The sequence below is a fragment of the Pseudomonas sp. LBUM1666 genome, from assembly GCF_059695775.1.
Genome location: NZ_CP166789.1, coordinates 4,903,334 through 4,916,433, shown reverse-complemented (window position 1 = coordinate 4,916,433; position 13,100 = coordinate 4,903,334). Strand labels below are relative to the sequence as shown.

The window sequence follows — 13,100 nt, the reverse complement described above, 5'->3', positions numbered from 1 at the left end:
TTTGATGCCCAGTCTAGCCTCTTGCGATTACCTCAACTGCTGAAATAACCCGCACAACACTTCTTGAACTTCTGCCCGCTGGCGCAAGGGCACGCATCGTTGCGCCCGGCCTTGAGTTGTACGGTGGGGTCGATGAAGTACCAGTGGCCGGCGTTCTGCACGAACGACGAGCGCTCGCGGTGGCTGTGTTCACCGCTGCCGTCGTGCCAGCGCGCGGTAAAGGTCACGAAGGCATGTTCCGGCTGACCGCCCAAGACCTCGGAGCTTTCCACTTCAAGGCCCAGCCAGGTGCTTTGGGCGCTCCAGTCGCTGATGGACTGCCGATCCAGGACTGCCTGTTGTGCGGGCAGGGTGGTCGCCACCAGATAATCGATCAGCCCCAGTACGTAGGCGCTGTAGCGCGAACGCATCAAAGCTTCGGCACAAGGCGCCGGATGGCCGGCATGGTAATGACCGCAGCAGGCATCAAGCGGGGTGCCGCTACCGCAGGGGCAAATGGATGTACTCATTGCGTTACCACCAATATTTCCCGAAGTTTTCCGGATTGGCCCAGAACCGTGAGTTGAGCCAGTCGGGGACTTGTTTGTAGTCAAGCAGATCATAGGTGAACAGGGTCAGCACTTGATCGTCACGCTGGAAGCGCTCGCTGGCTTGCAGGGCCAGGGAGAAAAAATCGGTCTCCTGCCAGCCGCTGGCCGGCAAGTCCGCCAGCACCGCGATGCGACTGGCGTTGAGGTTACGGATCCCGCCAAGCAGGTTCAGGCCTTCGCGTTTTGGCAAGTGTTCGAGGCAATCGACCACCAGCGCCAGGTCAAACCGGCGCGCCGCCAACTCGGTCGGCAACACCCCGGGTGCCGCATGGGCCACACAAGTGTCCGGGTGCGCCAGCTTGAAGGCCTCAAGCGCGGGGAACTCGCTGGCGCCAATCAGCAACAGGCGCGCGGGGGCGTAACGATCAAGCAAAGCGGCCAACGCCTGCTGGGGCGTGCGCGAAGAAATACCTGCAATCATCGAAGATCCTCAATCAGTCTCTGCCAAGACTAGCCTGCTCAAGGGACCGGGCCTAGAGGTGGTTTGTCCCAAAAGCGCCGATGTGCCGTGAACACGGGGTTAAAACTGCAATGGCCTATTGCTGGCGGAGATTAAAACTCGGGTCTTTACTACCTGAATCGGTTCTAAGCCGATCCCCTCAGGAGAAAACTCGATGAGCATAGTTCGCACAGCATTACCCTTGGTTCTGCTAACCAGTGTGTTGACTGGTTGCGCAGGTTTGCAGAAAACCGACTGGCCGACCTGTGCGGCGGTCGGTGGTGTCGTGGGTGCAGGTCTCGGCGCGACCGAGAGTTCGGCATGGGCGGGGTATGGCGCGCTGTTCGTCGGCGGCATGGCTGCGGCCTATTGCTGGGTTCACGGTGATGGCGACGAAGACGGCGATGGCGTGCCGGATAGCCGCGACAAGTGCCCGGGTACACCTAGAGGCGTGCGCGTCGATGCCGACGGTTGCCCTCCACCGGTGCCTGCGCCAGTGGTCGAAGAAGCGGCCGTGGTTAGAGAAGAAGTCATCGTCATTCGCGATGTTCACTTCCAGTTTGACAAGGCCACACTGACCCCGGCCGACAAAGTGGTACTCGATAAAATCGCCACTCGCTTGAAGGGGGAAGCGCCTAACGCCCAACTGACTGTAACCGGTCACACCGACAGCGTGGGCAGCGATACCTATAACCAGAAACTGTCGGATCGTCGTGCGCACTCGGTAGTTGAATACCTGATTTCCCAAGGTGTACCACGCAGCAGCTTCGTCTCTGTCACCGGTGCCGGTGAAAGCCAGCCGGTTGCCGATAACAAAACCGCTGATGGCCGCTCGATGAACCGTCGCACGGAAATCAAAATCAACCGCTAACCCCCTCGTACTCCGCGGCTTGTGCAGTCGCGGATGCGGCTCTTTACTCCTGTGTAACCGGCGTTGGCCGGTAACACAGGAGCTTTCACCATGAGTGTTCTCACACGCGGCCTACCTGTTGAGTCAGGGCCTGGCGCCGAACAAGCTCACCAGCGAGGGCAAGGGTCAAAGTCAGCCGGTGGCCGATAACGAAACGGAAGAAGGACGGGCCAAAAACCGTCGGGTGGAGTTGCACATCAATCGCTGAGCCCCGAGATAGAGCTGTCGGATGGCAATTGAAGTCGCTCCGGCGGCCGTTCGGCGGCCTTCATGAAGAATTTTCCGTTGCCCTCTGGCTTATCCCGCGTGGAAGCCGGTACTGTGCGCGCAAAGAATAATTCTCAACGGGGGAGCGTATGAACGTGTTTTGGGGGCTGGGGAAGTTGTTGACCCTGCTGTTCTGGCTGGTGGTGCTGGTCAATCAGCTCATGCCGTTTGTCAATCCTCTGCATCTGCTGGTCGATCTGGCCGGCAGCCTGCTGGCATGCCTTCATCTTCTTGAGGCGGTGTTCTGTTTCCGCAGCCTCAGAGGTCGCGCTCACCCTTGGCTTGATCGCCTGAAGATCCTCTTTTTCGGCGTTTTCCACCTGCAAACCATCCCGGCTCCGACCGCGCCTAAGGCTTCCCATGCGTAAACTCTGTCTGCTTGCTGCACTCATCAGCCCGTTGGCCTGCGCCCAGGTGGTGAGCGTCGAAACCAACTCGCTGATGCGTTTACCCAACACCGCCAGCACCTTGCAGCTGGAACGCCTGGAAGTGGCCGACTACGGCACGTTGTTGATCCCCTCGAATGTGACGGAGGTATCCGTCGGTGAATTGCGTCTGGGTCGTGAAGCGCGTATCGCCATCGTACCCGGCGAGCAGCCGCTTGAACTGAAGGTCAGCCGTGCGCAGTTGTCGGAAGGCAGCCAGATCACGGCTCGCGGCGCGCCGGGAACTTACCTCAAGGCCGCCCGCTCCGGGCGTAACCTGAACTTGCAGATCAAGGCACTGAGTGCGCCGCTGTTGTTGGTGGACGCTCGCGGCGGTGCGGGCGCACCGGGTTTCGTCGGTCTCGATGGGGCCAACGGTCAGGCACCGGGTTGTACCTGGGGCCAGGCCGGTCGTGGTGCCGACGGCAGTGATGGCAGCGACGGTCAGGCCGGCGCTCCGGGTGCACTGGTTCGGTTGGAAGTGCCACGCGATTACCCGGCGGAACTGATCAAGGTTCAGGTGGCCGGCGGTGACGGTGGTGTGGCCGGGCCTGGCGGTAAACCGGGCGCGGGTGGCAAGGCCAAGGGCTGTTTCGTTTACAAGGCCGATGGCGGCAAGAGCGGCCGCCCTGGCGCTGACGGTCAGCCGGGGTCTGCCGGTGCGGCGGGTTCGGTGACCGTGCAGCGGTTGTAAGCAATTTCCGAGGTTTTGGTCGCCAGATCGATCGCTATCGCGAGCAAGCTCGCTCCCACAGGGATTGCACTGATCCATTGTGGGAGCGAGCTTGCTCGCGATGCTTTTAGAACATCGGCCGGGCCGCAGCAATCGCCACCAGCACCAACCCGACAATCAGATTAATCCCCACCAACTTGCGAATTTTCCCAAGCGTAGCAGCCCCGGTCGGCCAGTCCTGCGCCGCCACTGCCGTGCGCAACTCTGGCAACAACAACGCCTGAATCCGGATAAACAGCGCCGTCATCACCACGTACAACCCCATCATCACCTGCACATACCGCGGCGCCGCTTCAAAACCGCTGTACTGCAAATGAATCATGCCCACACCGCTGATCGGCAACAGCACCACCGCGACCCAGACCCAGCGGAAAAAACCTTGAAACACTTCTACCCACAGCTTCAAACGGGCAGGGCCTTCCAAAGCCTTCATCGCCGCGGGGCGCAAGACCATCCACGCGAAAAACATGCCGCCCACCCACACCAGGGCGGACAGGACATGCAGGGTATAAACAAGGCCAAAAGGTGTCATTGAGGTACTCCGTTCTGCGCGGGATTAATTAGCGCGGTATGATAGCCGCCGATCCGAACCACTGAAAATTTATCCAGCGTTTTTTGCGCCCGACAATCCATGATCAGCACCGAACTCAAAACCACGATCCAGGGCGCCTACACGCGTTTTCTCGAAGCCAAGAGCCTCAAGCCGCGCTACGGCCAACGCCTGATGATCGCCGAAATTGCCAAGGTCCTCGGTGACATCGACACCGACGACGAAGGCCGGCGCAGTGGCGACCCCGCGATTGTCGCGGTGGAAGCCGGCACCGGTACCGGAAAAACCGTGGCCTACAGCCTGGCCGCCATCCCCACGGCCAAGGCCGCCGGCAAACGCCTGGTGATTGCCACGGCCACCGTGGCCCTGCAAGAACAGATCGTCTACAAGGATTTGCCCGACCTGATGCGCAACAGCGGGCTGAGCTTCACTTTCGCCCTGGCCAAGGGGCGCGGGCGCTACATGTGCCTGTCCAAGCTCGACATGTTGCTCCAGGAAGGTCACGCGCAAACCGCCACGGCGCAGCTGTTTGAAGAAGAAGGTTTCAAGATCGAGATCGACGAGGCCAGTCAGAAGCTGTTCACCAGCATGATCGAGAAACTCGCCGGCAATAAGTGGGACGGCGACCGCGACAGTTGGTCCACCGCCCTGGAAGACGCCGACTGGGCGCGCCTGACCACCGATCACAGCCAATGCACCAATCGCCATTGCCCGAACTTCGGCCAGTGCGCCTTCTACAAGGCCCGCGAAGGCATGGGCAAGGTCGACGTGATCGTCACCAACCACGACATGGTCCTGGCCGACCTGGCGCTGGGCGGCGGGGCCGTGTTGCCGGACCCGCGCGACACCATCTACGTGTTCGATGAAGGCCACCACCTGCCGGACAAGGCCATCGGCCATTTCGCCCATTACACGCGTCTGCGTTCCACCGCCGACTGGCTGGAAACCACCGCCAAGAACCTCACCAAATTGCTGGCCCAGCATCCGCTGCCGGGCGATCTGGGCAAGTTGATCGAACAGGTGCCGGAACTGGCACGGGAGATCAAGACCCAGCAGCAATTCATGTTCACCGCCTGCGAGCAGGTCGCTGATTTCAAGCCCGGCGAAGACGTCGAAGGTCGCGAGCGACCGCGTCATCGCTTCGTCGGCGGAGTTATTCCCGAGCACATGCGCGAAATGGGCGTCGAGCTGAAGAAAGGCTTTGCCCGTCTCACCGACCTGTTCACCCGACTGACCGAACTGCTCAAGGAAGGCATGGACGGCGAGGTCAACATTGGCATCGCCAGTAACCAGGCCGAAGAGTGGTATCCGCTGTTCGGTAGCCTGTTGTCCCGTTCTTCGGGCAATTGGGAGTTGTGGGGCGCGTTCACCGCTGAAGACCCGGAAGACAACCCGCCGATGGCCCGCTGGCTGACCCTGGCCGAAAGCGGCTCGCTGTTCGACATCGAGGTCAACGCCAGCCCGATCCTCGCGGCGGAAATGCTCCGTCGCAATTTGTGGAACGTGGCCTACGGCGCTCTGGTGACCTCCGCGACCCTGACGGCGCTCGGTACCTTCGATCGCTTCCGCATGCGCGCCGGTCTGCCGAAAAAAGCCGTGACCGCGGTGGTTCCAAGCCCGTTTCATCATGCTGACGCTGGCGTGCTGCGAGTGCCGGATCTGAAGGCCGATCCGCGTGACGCGCCGGCCCACACCGCAGCGATCATCCGTGACTTGCCGGCATTGGTGGAAGGTTCGCGCGGCACCCTGGTGCTGTTCTCCTCGCGCAAACAGATGCAGGACGTGTTCGACGGCCTCGACCGCGACTGGCGCAAGCAAGTGTTCATTCAAGGCAACCTGTCGAAACAGGAAACCCTGAACAAGCACAAGGCGCGGGTCGATGGTGGTGATTCCAGCGTGTTGTTCGGCCTGGCGAGTTTCGCCGAAGGGGTCGACTTGCCCGGTGCGTACTGCGAACACGTGGTGATCGCGAAGATTCCATTCTCAGTGCCCGACGATCCGGTCGAAGCGGCCCTGGCCGAGTGGATCGAGGCTCGGGGTGGTAATCCGTTCATGGAAATCTCCGTGCCGGATGCTTCGCTGAAGCTGGTCCAGGCCTGCGGTCGCTTGCTGCGTACCGAAGAAGACCGCGGCACCATCACCTTGCTCGATCGACGTCTGGTCACTCAGCGTTACGGCAAGGCAATCCTCAATGCGTTGCCACCCTTCCGTCGTGAAATTTCCTGATACACCGGTGGGCAAATTTGCCCACCGCGTTGTCTATCTCTCTACCATCGCTTTTCCACTGACCATTGCTGGTCGTTAGGGAGAACTTCGTTCTTATGATCCGCCGTTCGTTGCCCGCTGTTTTCGCTCTGATGTTCGCAGCCCCTTTGCTGGCGGCTCCTGCCGGCCAACAGACGCTGTTCAACTTTGTGCGCCCCGCCGATGTGGTCCAGGTGGCGACTCAGGACGCCAGCCTGCCGCAATCCAACGCCGAGCAAACGGCCGAAGGCGAAGTGCTGCGTCGGGTGACGTTCAACCCGGTGGCACAACCGACCTTGCGTCTGACCCCGCAGACGGGCGCCTGGGACTGGTCCCAGTCGGGCTTCATGAGTTTGCGCATTCAGAGCGCAATGAACTGGGCTGTGACCCTGTACGTGAAAATCCAGAGCAACGACGGCAAGACGTTGGTCAGCCGCGTCGACTTGCCGGCTGGCCCTGCGCAAACCTTATTGGTGCCGCTGCAGCCATTTACGCCATTGAGCCTTGGCCTGAAAGCCGGCCCGCCAATGCCGATGACGTTTGAGGGGCAGCGCGTATTGCTGGCCAGCAGCGCCGGTGAGCTGGAGCGCAGCCAGGTGGTGTCGGTGACCTTGTCGATGGATCAGCCGAAAGTCGCGCAAAGCATTCTGCTTGAGCGCTTTGGCGTGCAGGACGGCGATGCGGTTACCCAAGCGGCTTTTGGCGGCCTTGTAGACGCTTACGGCCAGTCGACCCGGGCCAAATGGCCAGAGAAAGTCAGCAGCGACGAGCAACTGAAAAGCGCCGCTGCCAAGGAACATCAGCAACTGAAAACCTGGCTGGCCGAGCGCGAGAAGTCGTCCCTGGACAAGTTTGGTGGCTGGAACAAAGGCCCGGCATTCAAGGCCAGCGGCTTTTTCCGCACTGAGAAGCGCGACGGTCGCTGGTACCTGGTGACCCCGGAAGGCCATCCGTTCTATTCACTCGGGGTCAACACCGTCACCCCGGACGTCGACCAGACCTACGTCGCCGGCCGCGAGTGGATGTTTGAATCGCTGCCCAAGCCCGACGAGCCGCTGGCCAGCCATTATGGCGAAGGCGATAACCGTGGCGGCAACGGCGCCGATCAGGGCCGTGGCTACAATGCCGGTCGCTGGTACGACTTCTATGGCGCCAACTTGCAGCGTCTGTATGGCGCACCTTGCGCCCAGGGTAGCGACACCAAGGCCGGTGTCGCCGAAGCGGCCAAGGCTGACGCGGTTGCGGCAACGGTGGAGAAGGCTGCTGAGCAACCTGTCGTTCCTTCGACGGCCGAATCCGGTGTCGCCGAAGCCGCCAAGACCGGCGCCGTTGAAGCGACCGCCGCGAAAGCAGCTGAGCAAACACCTGCCGAACCCTGCAAAGCGGTGGTTGATGAACAGCGCTGGGCCAGCCACACCCTTGATCGCCTGCAAGCCTGGGGTTTCAACACTATCGGCAACTGGAGTGCCTCAGCGCTGGCCAACGCTGATCGCGTGCCGTACACCTTGCCGCTGTCGATCGTCGGCGATTACGCCAGCATCAGCACCGGCACCGACTGGTGGGGCGGAATGCCTGACCCGTTTGACCCACGATTCGCCATGGCCACCGAACGTGCCGTGGCCATCGCCGCGCGCGACCATCGCGACGATCCATGGCTGATCGGCTACTTTGCCGACAACGAATTGGCCTGGGCCGGTCCCGGCGACGACCCGAAAGCCCGTTACGCCTTGGCCTACGGCACCTTGAAAATGACCACCGACGTGCCGGCCAAACGCGCGTTCCTCAAGCAATTACGGGACAAGTACCGCAATCAGGCGGGCCTTTCCAAAGCCTGGGGCATTGATTTGCCGGCCTGGGAATTGATGGAAGACCCGGGCTTCGTGCCGCCGCTGCCAAGCGCCGAACACCCGGAAATCGAAGCCGACTTCAAATACTTCCAGAAGGTTTTCGCCGACACGTACTTCAAGACCCTCTCCGATTCGCTCAAGTGGCACGCGCCAAATCAGCTGTTGCTGGGCGGCCGTTTTGCCATCAGCACCCCGGAAGCGGTTGAGTCCTGCGCCCAGTATTGCGACGTGCTGAGCTTCAACATGTACACCCTGCAACCGCAGGACGGCTACGACTTCGCCACGCTGCGCAGCCTGGATAAACCGGTGCTGATCACCGAGTTCAACTTCGGCTCCGCGGATCGCGGCCCGTTCTGGGGTGGTGTGACGCAATTGGCCAAGGAAGAAGACCGTGGCTCGGCTTACGCCAATTTTCTCAAACAGGCGATGAGCGAACCGTCGATCGTCGGCGTGCACTGGTTCCAATACCTTGACCAACCGGTGACCGGTCGCCTGCTGGATGGCGAGAACGGTCACTTCGGGCTGGTGGGCATTACCGATCTGCCGTTCCAGGGGTTCGTCGACAGCGTTCGCAAGAGCAATTTGCAGACCGTCGATCAGCTCGGTAAAGAAGCCGAGAAGGCCAAGGCTGAGGCGGATAAAGCCGGCCACGAAGCTGAGGGCGGCAGAAAAGGTGAGGCTGGCAAAGGTGCAGGGCAGGGCGCTGGCCATGCGGGTGGGCATTCCGGCAATGGCCACTGAGTGCTGACAGGCACGTAAGATTTTCTGAGTGTTTCACCTGGGCGGGATGGCGACCGCCCGGCCCGGCCCTGTTCCCAAAACCGTCAATGGCTGGAACAATGCGGCCACTTTGTAGAGCGTTTATCCAGAGGAGTTGCGGGTGCAGATTCAGGGTTTTTACGAGCTGAAGTTCGAAGCGGTGCGTGAGGCTTTCGCGGCGCTTTTCGACGATCCTCAGGAACGTGGTGCAGCGTTGTGCATCCAGATTGGCGGTGAAACCGTGGTCGACCTTTGGGCCGGCAGCGCTGACAAGGATGGCACCGAAGCCTGGCACAGCGACACCATCGCCAATCTGTTTTCCTGCACCAAGACTTTTACCGCGGTGACCGCCCTGCAACTGGTGGCCGAAGGCAAGCTGCAACTGGATGCACCGGTTGCCCGCTACTGGCCAGAGTTCGCCGCCGCCGGCAAAGAGTCCGTGACCCTGCGTCAATTGCTCTGCCATCAGGCCGGTCTGCCGGCACTGCGTGAGCTGTTGGCCCCGGAAGCCCTTTACGACTGGCAAACCATGGTTGACGCCCTGGCCGCCGAAGAACCGTGGTGGACGCCGGGGATTGGTCACGGTTATGCGGCTATCACCTACGGCTGGCTGGTCGGTGAGTTGCTGCGTCGTGCGGACGGTCGTGGGCCGGGTGAGTCCATCGTGGCGCGGGTCGCGAAGCCTTTGGGTCTGGATTTCCACGTCGGCCTGGCGGACCAGGAGTTCCATCGCGTGGCGCACATCGCCCGTGGCAAGGGCAATGTCGGCGATGCCGCCGCCCAGCGCTTGCTGCAAGTGACCATGCGCGAGCCGACGGCCATGACCACGAGGGCGTTCACTAACCCGCCGTCGATCATGACCAGCACCAACAAACCCGAGTGGCGACGCATGCAGCAGCCGGCCGCCAATGGTCACGGTAATGCCCGCAGTCTGGCCGGGTTCTATGCCGGTCTGCTCGATGGCAGCTTGCTGGAAAGCGAAATGCTCGAGGAACTGACGCGCGAGCACAGTCTCGGCGAGGACAAGACTTTACTGACCCGAACCCGTTTCGGCCTGGGTTGCATGCTCGATCAACCGGACGTCCCCAACGCCACCTACGGCCTCGGCCCTCGTGCGTTCGGTCATCCGGGTGCGGGCGGTTCCACCGGTTTTGCTGACCCGGAACACGATGTGGCCTTCGGCTTTGTGACAAATACATTAGGGCCGTACGTCTTGATGGATCCGCGCGCACAAAAGCTTGTGCAAGCACTGGCCACTTGTCTGTAAAACGCGCTCAAGGGTTCCAGGGCCGGAACCCCAAGGCCTTTTTGATTTCCAAGCGTCTGTTTATCCGGGTCAATCCGGCCTGATAGTTCATTACTTCATTTTGTGGATATCCAATGTCTTCCAATAAAACCCTCGCTTTGGCCCTGTGCTTCGCTATTACCGGTTGCGCACAAACTCCACAAAATGACTCGGATGGCAGCAGCTGGTGGCCGTTCGGGTCCTCCGACAAAGTCGCCGCTAAAACCCCGGCTCCGGCCCCAGCCCCGGCACCTTTGAAGCCTGCAGCGACCGCTCCGGTGGCCAAGGCTGAAAGCTCCAACCCTTGGTACTGGCCGTTCGGTTCCGATGACGGCGCCGGCAAGACGCCTGCCAAGCCTGAAGTGAAAGCTGAAGCCAAGCCTGAAGCCAAACCGGTCGAGGTGGCCAAGGCCAAGGCTGAGGCCGATGCAGGTGGCAAATGGTGGTGGCCGTTCGGTGGTAAAGAGCAAAGCACCGCTAAAGCCGTACCAATGCCTGATCCTAAAGTCACCCAGGCCTGGCTCGACGACTACGAACCGCGTCTGCGCGAAGCGATCAAGGGCAGCAACCTGCAACTCGAGCGCCGTGAAAACGTATTGGTGGTGACCGCGCCGGTAGAAGGCTCGTTCAACCCTGACCGTCCGGCCATGCTGCTGCCGGTGACCCTCGGCCCGTTCACTCGCGTCGCGAAAATCCTCGAAGTCGATCCAAAGACTGCCGTGCTGGTGCTCGGCCACAGTGATACGTCGGGCGCCGCCCCGGCCAACGTGAAACTGAGCCAGGAGCGTGCCCAGGCCGTGGCAGCGATTTTCCGCCTCAGCGGTCTGCAGCGTGATCGTCTGATGCTGCGCGGTATGGGTGGCGAAGCTCCGCGTGCTGCCAACGACAGCAATGAAGGCCGTGCCTTGAACCGTCGCGTCGAACTGCTGGTAACCCCGCAAAACACCATGGTCGCGTTGCTGAGCAAGTACAACATGCCAGCCCCGGCGCCAGTGAAGTTGGTCGCTGCCCAGGACGTCAAGCCAGTGGTCAAACCGGTTACCCCTGCACCTGCTGCGAAGAAAGCCGATGTGCCTGCCGCGAAAAAAGCCCCGGCCAAGAAAGCCGCCGCCAAGAAGGCACCGGCTAAAACCGCGACTCCGGCGAAAAAGACTGCGCCGGCCAAAGCCGCTGCCGACACGAAAAAAGTCGCCGACGCCGCCGATACTGTAAAAAAGTGATTCGTTAACCAAAAGGAATGCGCCATGACCCAGGGCCTGGCTGATATGCGTCGCGACTACACCCGTGATGGCCTGACCGAGGCGCAAGCCCCGGCCGAGCCATTCGCGCTGTTCCATCAGTGGTTCGCCGACGCGGTGAAAACCGAGCAGGCGCCGGTGGAAGCCAACGCCATGACCCTGGCCACCGTCGATCAGGACGGTCGGCCGCATTGCCGCATTCTGCTGCTCAAGGGGTTGGACGAGCAGGGTTTCACCTTCTTCACCAACTACGACAGCGCCAAGGGCCAGCATCTGGCCGCGAACCCGTTCGCGGCCATGACCTTTTTCTGGCCGGCCCTTGAGCGCCAGGTGCGCATCGAAGGGCGGGTGGTGAAGGTTACGCCTGAAGAGTCCGACGCCTACTTCCAGGTCCGGCCGCTGGGCAGTCGTCTCGGTGCCTGGGCTTCGCCCCAGAGCCGGGTGATCGCCGATCGTGCCGAGCTGGAAGCGCTGCTCAAGAACACCGAGCAACGTTTCAGCGACACGCAACCTCATTGCCCTGAGCACTGGGGCGGTTATCGTTTGTTACCGGAGCGCATCGAGTTCTGGCAAGGCCGTCCGAGCCGCCTGCACGATCGCCTCAACTACCGTTCTCAGGGCGCCGACTGGATTCTTGAACGTCTGGCACCGTAAGCCGTCTACCGATTGGGATAACCTGCCGCAGCGGCTTCAAGCCACTGGGGCAGGTCTCGCCGCTTGATCTTCTGCGCTTGAGCGTTCGCCAGTTGCTGGAGCATGAAAGCCTTTTTCTGCTCGTCTTTACCCGCCAGTGCCAACGCCAGATCGCGGTCCATCCAGCGTTTGATCCGCACGTATAGCCACCAGTGGAAATACAATCCGGCAACGGTAGTGACGACAATGATGAAGTAATCCATGACAATCCTTGGGTCAGCGGCGTAGATCCCGGAATTTGCCGCTACTGTGTGGTGAGTTCGTGGAGGTGCCTGTACCGGGCCTGAATCAAACCAATTTTATCCGGGCGAGGCCGTGACAGGCGTCAAGCTGCGGAGTTTAATGAATACCTGTCCTTTGGAGTTGATGCTATGCGTAAGTCTGTTCTGCTGGTTGCTTCTTTTTCCACGATGGCGATGTTGCTCACTGGTTGCCAGTCCAGCCTGACCGGTGACTCCTACTCCCGTGACGAAGCGCGTCGCGTGCAGACCGTTCGCATGGGCACCATCGAATCCCTGCGACCGGTCAAAATCGAAGGCACCAAAACCCCGATCGGCGGCCTTGCCGGTGCGGCGGTTGGCGGTGTTGGCGGCAGCGCTATCGGTGGCGGTCGCGGCAGCATCGTTGCTGCGGTTATCGGCGCCGTCGCTGGCGGCCTGATCGGCTCGGCCACAGAAGAAGGCCTGACCCGCGCCCAAGGCGTGGAAATCACCGTTCGCGAAGACGACGGCAGCATGCGCGCCTACGTGCAACAGGTTCAGGAGAACGAAGTGTTCCGTGTTGGCGAGCGGGTGCGGATTGCTACTGTAGATGGGACTAGCCGCGTTTCGCATTAAGCGGGAACGGGTAAAAGAAAACCCCGATCAGGTGACTGGTCGGGGTTTTTTATGCGAGTAGAAAATTACTTGCTTGCATGACTTCCGATCTGAAAATCGTACTTCGGGTCGTAGAACGTAATGCCGATCAAAGCTTCCAACTGCGTTATCTGAGCACTATCAAGATCGTAACCATAGATTTCGTCTTCTGGTTCGCTCCACTTCATTATTATTCTCAGCTGTTCAATATTCTCCCTGGGGATGGGCACTTCAAACACTAAAAATTCTGTTTTTTATCAAAAGCT

The 13,100-nt window shown here is 60.8% G+C and carries 14 protein-coding genes and 1 pseudogene; 10 read left to right on the top strand and 5 right to left on the bottom strand.

The window, feature by feature from the left end:
- Positions 1-32 precede the first annotated feature (32 nt).
- Together ACA056_RS22555 and ACA056_RS22550 are read right to left on the bottom strand one after the other, a co-directional pair.
- Positions 33-509 carry a YchJ family protein gene (locus tag ACA056_RS22555; protein ID WP_497267900.1) on the bottom strand — a complete coding sequence of 159 codons (477 nt, stop codon included), beginning with the start codon at positions 507-509 and terminating at the stop codon, positions 33-35.
- A 4-nt stretch (positions 510-513) separates the two neighbouring features.
- A complete protein-coding gene (locus ACA056_RS22550; protein WP_497267898.1) occupies positions 514-1,011 on the bottom strand; it encodes a DUF6231 family protein in 498 nt (165 codons plus the stop codon).
- Positions 1,012-1,204: 193 nt separating this feature from the next.
- Here ACA056_RS22550 and ACA056_RS22545 point away from each other — a divergent pair, with 193 nt between their 5' ends.
- From ACA056_RS22545 to ACA056_RS22530, 4 genes and pseudogenes are all read left to right on the top strand, one after another.
- Positions 1,205-1,900, top strand: a complete 696-nt coding sequence (locus tag ACA056_RS22545; RefSeq protein WP_497267896.1) for a PA1041 family peptidoglycan-binding anchor lipoprotein — start codon at positions 1,205-1,207, stop codon at positions 1,898-1,900.
- Between the two features lie 100 nt (positions 1,901-2,000).
- Positions 2,001-2,147: pseudogene (locus ACA056_RS22540) on the top strand (OmpA family protein); the annotation flags it as partial.
- 148 nt (positions 2,148-2,295) lie between these two features.
- Entirely contained in the window at positions 2,296-2,574 is a 279-nt protein-coding gene (locus ACA056_RS22535; protein WP_134418797.1) for a DUF1145 domain-containing protein, read from the top strand.
- The gene (locus tag ACA056_RS22530; RefSeq protein ID WP_497267894.1) at positions 2,567-3,325 is read left to right on the top strand and encodes a collagen-like protein; all 759 of its coding nucleotides are present in this window, start codon (positions 2,567-2,569) and stop codon (positions 3,323-3,325) included. Before ACA056_RS22535 ends, ACA056_RS22530 begins: the two co-directional genes overlap by 8 nt.
- 106 nt (positions 3,326-3,431) lie before the next feature.
- Here ACA056_RS22530 and ACA056_RS22525 read toward each other — a convergent pair whose 3' ends face one another.
- Positions 3,432-3,896 (bottom strand): CopD family protein, encoded by a 465-nt coding sequence (locus tag ACA056_RS22525; RefSeq protein ID WP_403142595.1) that lies wholly within the window; start codon positions 3,894-3,896, stop codon positions 3,432-3,434.
- A 99-nt stretch (positions 3,897-3,995) separates the two neighbouring features.
- Here ACA056_RS22525 and dinG point away from each other — a divergent pair, with 99 nt between their 5' ends.
- The 5 genes from dinG to pdxH all read left to right on the top strand — a co-directional run bounded on the left by dinG (position 3,996) and on the right by pdxH (position 11,941).
- Entirely contained in the window at positions 3,996-6,140 is a 2,145-nt protein-coding gene (dinG, locus tag ACA056_RS22520) for an ATP-dependent DNA helicase DinG (RefSeq protein ID WP_497267892.1), read from the top strand.
- A 95-nt stretch (positions 6,141-6,235) separates the two neighbouring features.
- The gene (locus tag ACA056_RS22515) at positions 6,236-8,746 is read left to right on the top strand and encodes a beta-galactosidase (RefSeq protein WP_497267890.1); all 2,511 of its coding nucleotides are present in this window, start codon (positions 6,236-6,238) and stop codon (positions 8,744-8,746) included.
- A gap of 139 nt (positions 8,747-8,885) precedes the next feature.
- Positions 8,886-10,031, top strand: a complete 1,146-nt coding sequence (locus ACA056_RS22510) for a serine hydrolase domain-containing protein (protein WP_497267888.1) — start codon at positions 8,886-8,888, stop codon at positions 10,029-10,031.
- Positions 10,032-10,144: 113 nt separating this feature from the next.
- Positions 10,145-11,269 (top strand): OmpA family protein, encoded by a 1,125-nt coding sequence (locus ACA056_RS22505; RefSeq protein ID WP_497267886.1) that lies wholly within the window; start codon positions 10,145-10,147, stop codon positions 11,267-11,269.
- 24 nt (positions 11,270-11,293) lie between these two features.
- A complete protein-coding gene (gene pdxH / locus ACA056_RS22500; RefSeq protein WP_497267884.1) occupies positions 11,294-11,941 on the top strand; it encodes a pyridoxamine 5'-phosphate oxidase in 648 nt (215 codons plus the stop codon).
- Between the two features lie 5 nt (positions 11,942-11,946).
- On the opposite strand, the gene ACA056_RS22495 is transcribed toward pdxH, so the two are convergent.
- Positions 11,947-12,183, bottom strand: coding sequence for a hypothetical protein (locus ACA056_RS22495; RefSeq protein ID WP_149419606.1), 237 nt, complete (start codon positions 12,181-12,183; stop codon positions 11,947-11,949).
- Positions 12,184-12,351: 168 nt separating this feature from the next.
- On the opposite strand from ACA056_RS22495, the gene ACA056_RS22490 reads away from it, so the two are divergent.
- Positions 12,352-12,816: an outer membrane lipoprotein gene (locus ACA056_RS22490; protein WP_017336812.1), complete on the top strand. Its 465-nt coding sequence runs from the start codon at positions 12,352-12,354 to the stop codon at positions 12,814-12,816.
- Positions 12,817-12,881: 65 nt separating this feature from the next.
- Here ACA056_RS22490 and ACA056_RS22485 read toward each other — a convergent pair whose 3' ends face one another.
- On the bottom strand, positions 12,882-13,064 hold the full coding sequence (locus ACA056_RS22485; protein ID WP_497273585.1) for a DUF7683 domain-containing protein: 183 nt from the start codon (positions 13,062-13,064) through the stop codon (positions 12,882-12,884).
- Positions 13,065-13,100 lie beyond the last annotated feature (36 nt).

What these genes read in the sequence shown, in the direction of transcription:
- ACA056_RS22555 (WP_497267900.1), bottom strand. Translation starts at nt 509, where the DNA reads ATGAGTACATCCATTTGCCCCTGCGGTAGCGGCACCCCGCTTGATGCC.
- ACA056_RS22550 (WP_497267898.1), bottom strand. Translation starts at nt 1,011, where the DNA reads ATGATTGCAGGTATTTCTTCGCGCACGCCCCAGCAGGCGTTGGCCGCT.
- ACA056_RS22545 (WP_497267896.1), top strand. Translation starts at nt 1,205, where the DNA reads ATGAGCATAGTTCGCACAGCATTACCCTTGGTTCTGCTAACCAGTGTG.
- ACA056_RS22535 (WP_134418797.1), top strand. Translation starts at nt 2,296, where the DNA reads ATGAACGTGTTTTGGGGGCTGGGGAAGTTGTTGACCCTGCTGTTCTGG.
- ACA056_RS22530 (WP_497267894.1), top strand. Translation starts at nt 2,567, where the DNA reads ATGCGTAAACTCTGTCTGCTTGCTGCACTCATCAGCCCGTTGGCCTGC.
- ACA056_RS22525 (WP_403142595.1), bottom strand. Translation starts at nt 3,896, where the DNA reads ATGACACCTTTTGGCCTTGTTTATACCCTGCATGTCCTGTCCGCCCTG.
- dinG (WP_497267892.1), top strand. Translation starts at nt 3,996, where the DNA reads ATGATCAGCACCGAACTCAAAACCACGATCCAGGGCGCCTACACGCGT.
- ACA056_RS22515 (WP_497267890.1), top strand. Translation starts at nt 6,236, where the DNA reads ATGATCCGCCGTTCGTTGCCCGCTGTTTTCGCTCTGATGTTCGCAGCC.
- ACA056_RS22505 (WP_497267886.1), top strand. Translation starts at nt 10,145, where the DNA reads ATGTCTTCCAATAAAACCCTCGCTTTGGCCCTGTGCTTCGCTATTACC.
- pdxH (WP_497267884.1), top strand. Translation starts at nt 11,294, where the DNA reads ATGACCCAGGGCCTGGCTGATATGCGTCGCGACTACACCCGTGATGGC.
- ACA056_RS22495 (WP_149419606.1), bottom strand. Translation starts at nt 12,183, where the DNA reads ATGGATTACTTCATCATTGTCGTCACTACCGTTGCCGGATTGTATTTC.
- ACA056_RS22490 (WP_017336812.1), top strand. Translation starts at nt 12,352, where the DNA reads ATGCGTAAGTCTGTTCTGCTGGTTGCTTCTTTTTCCACGATGGCGATG.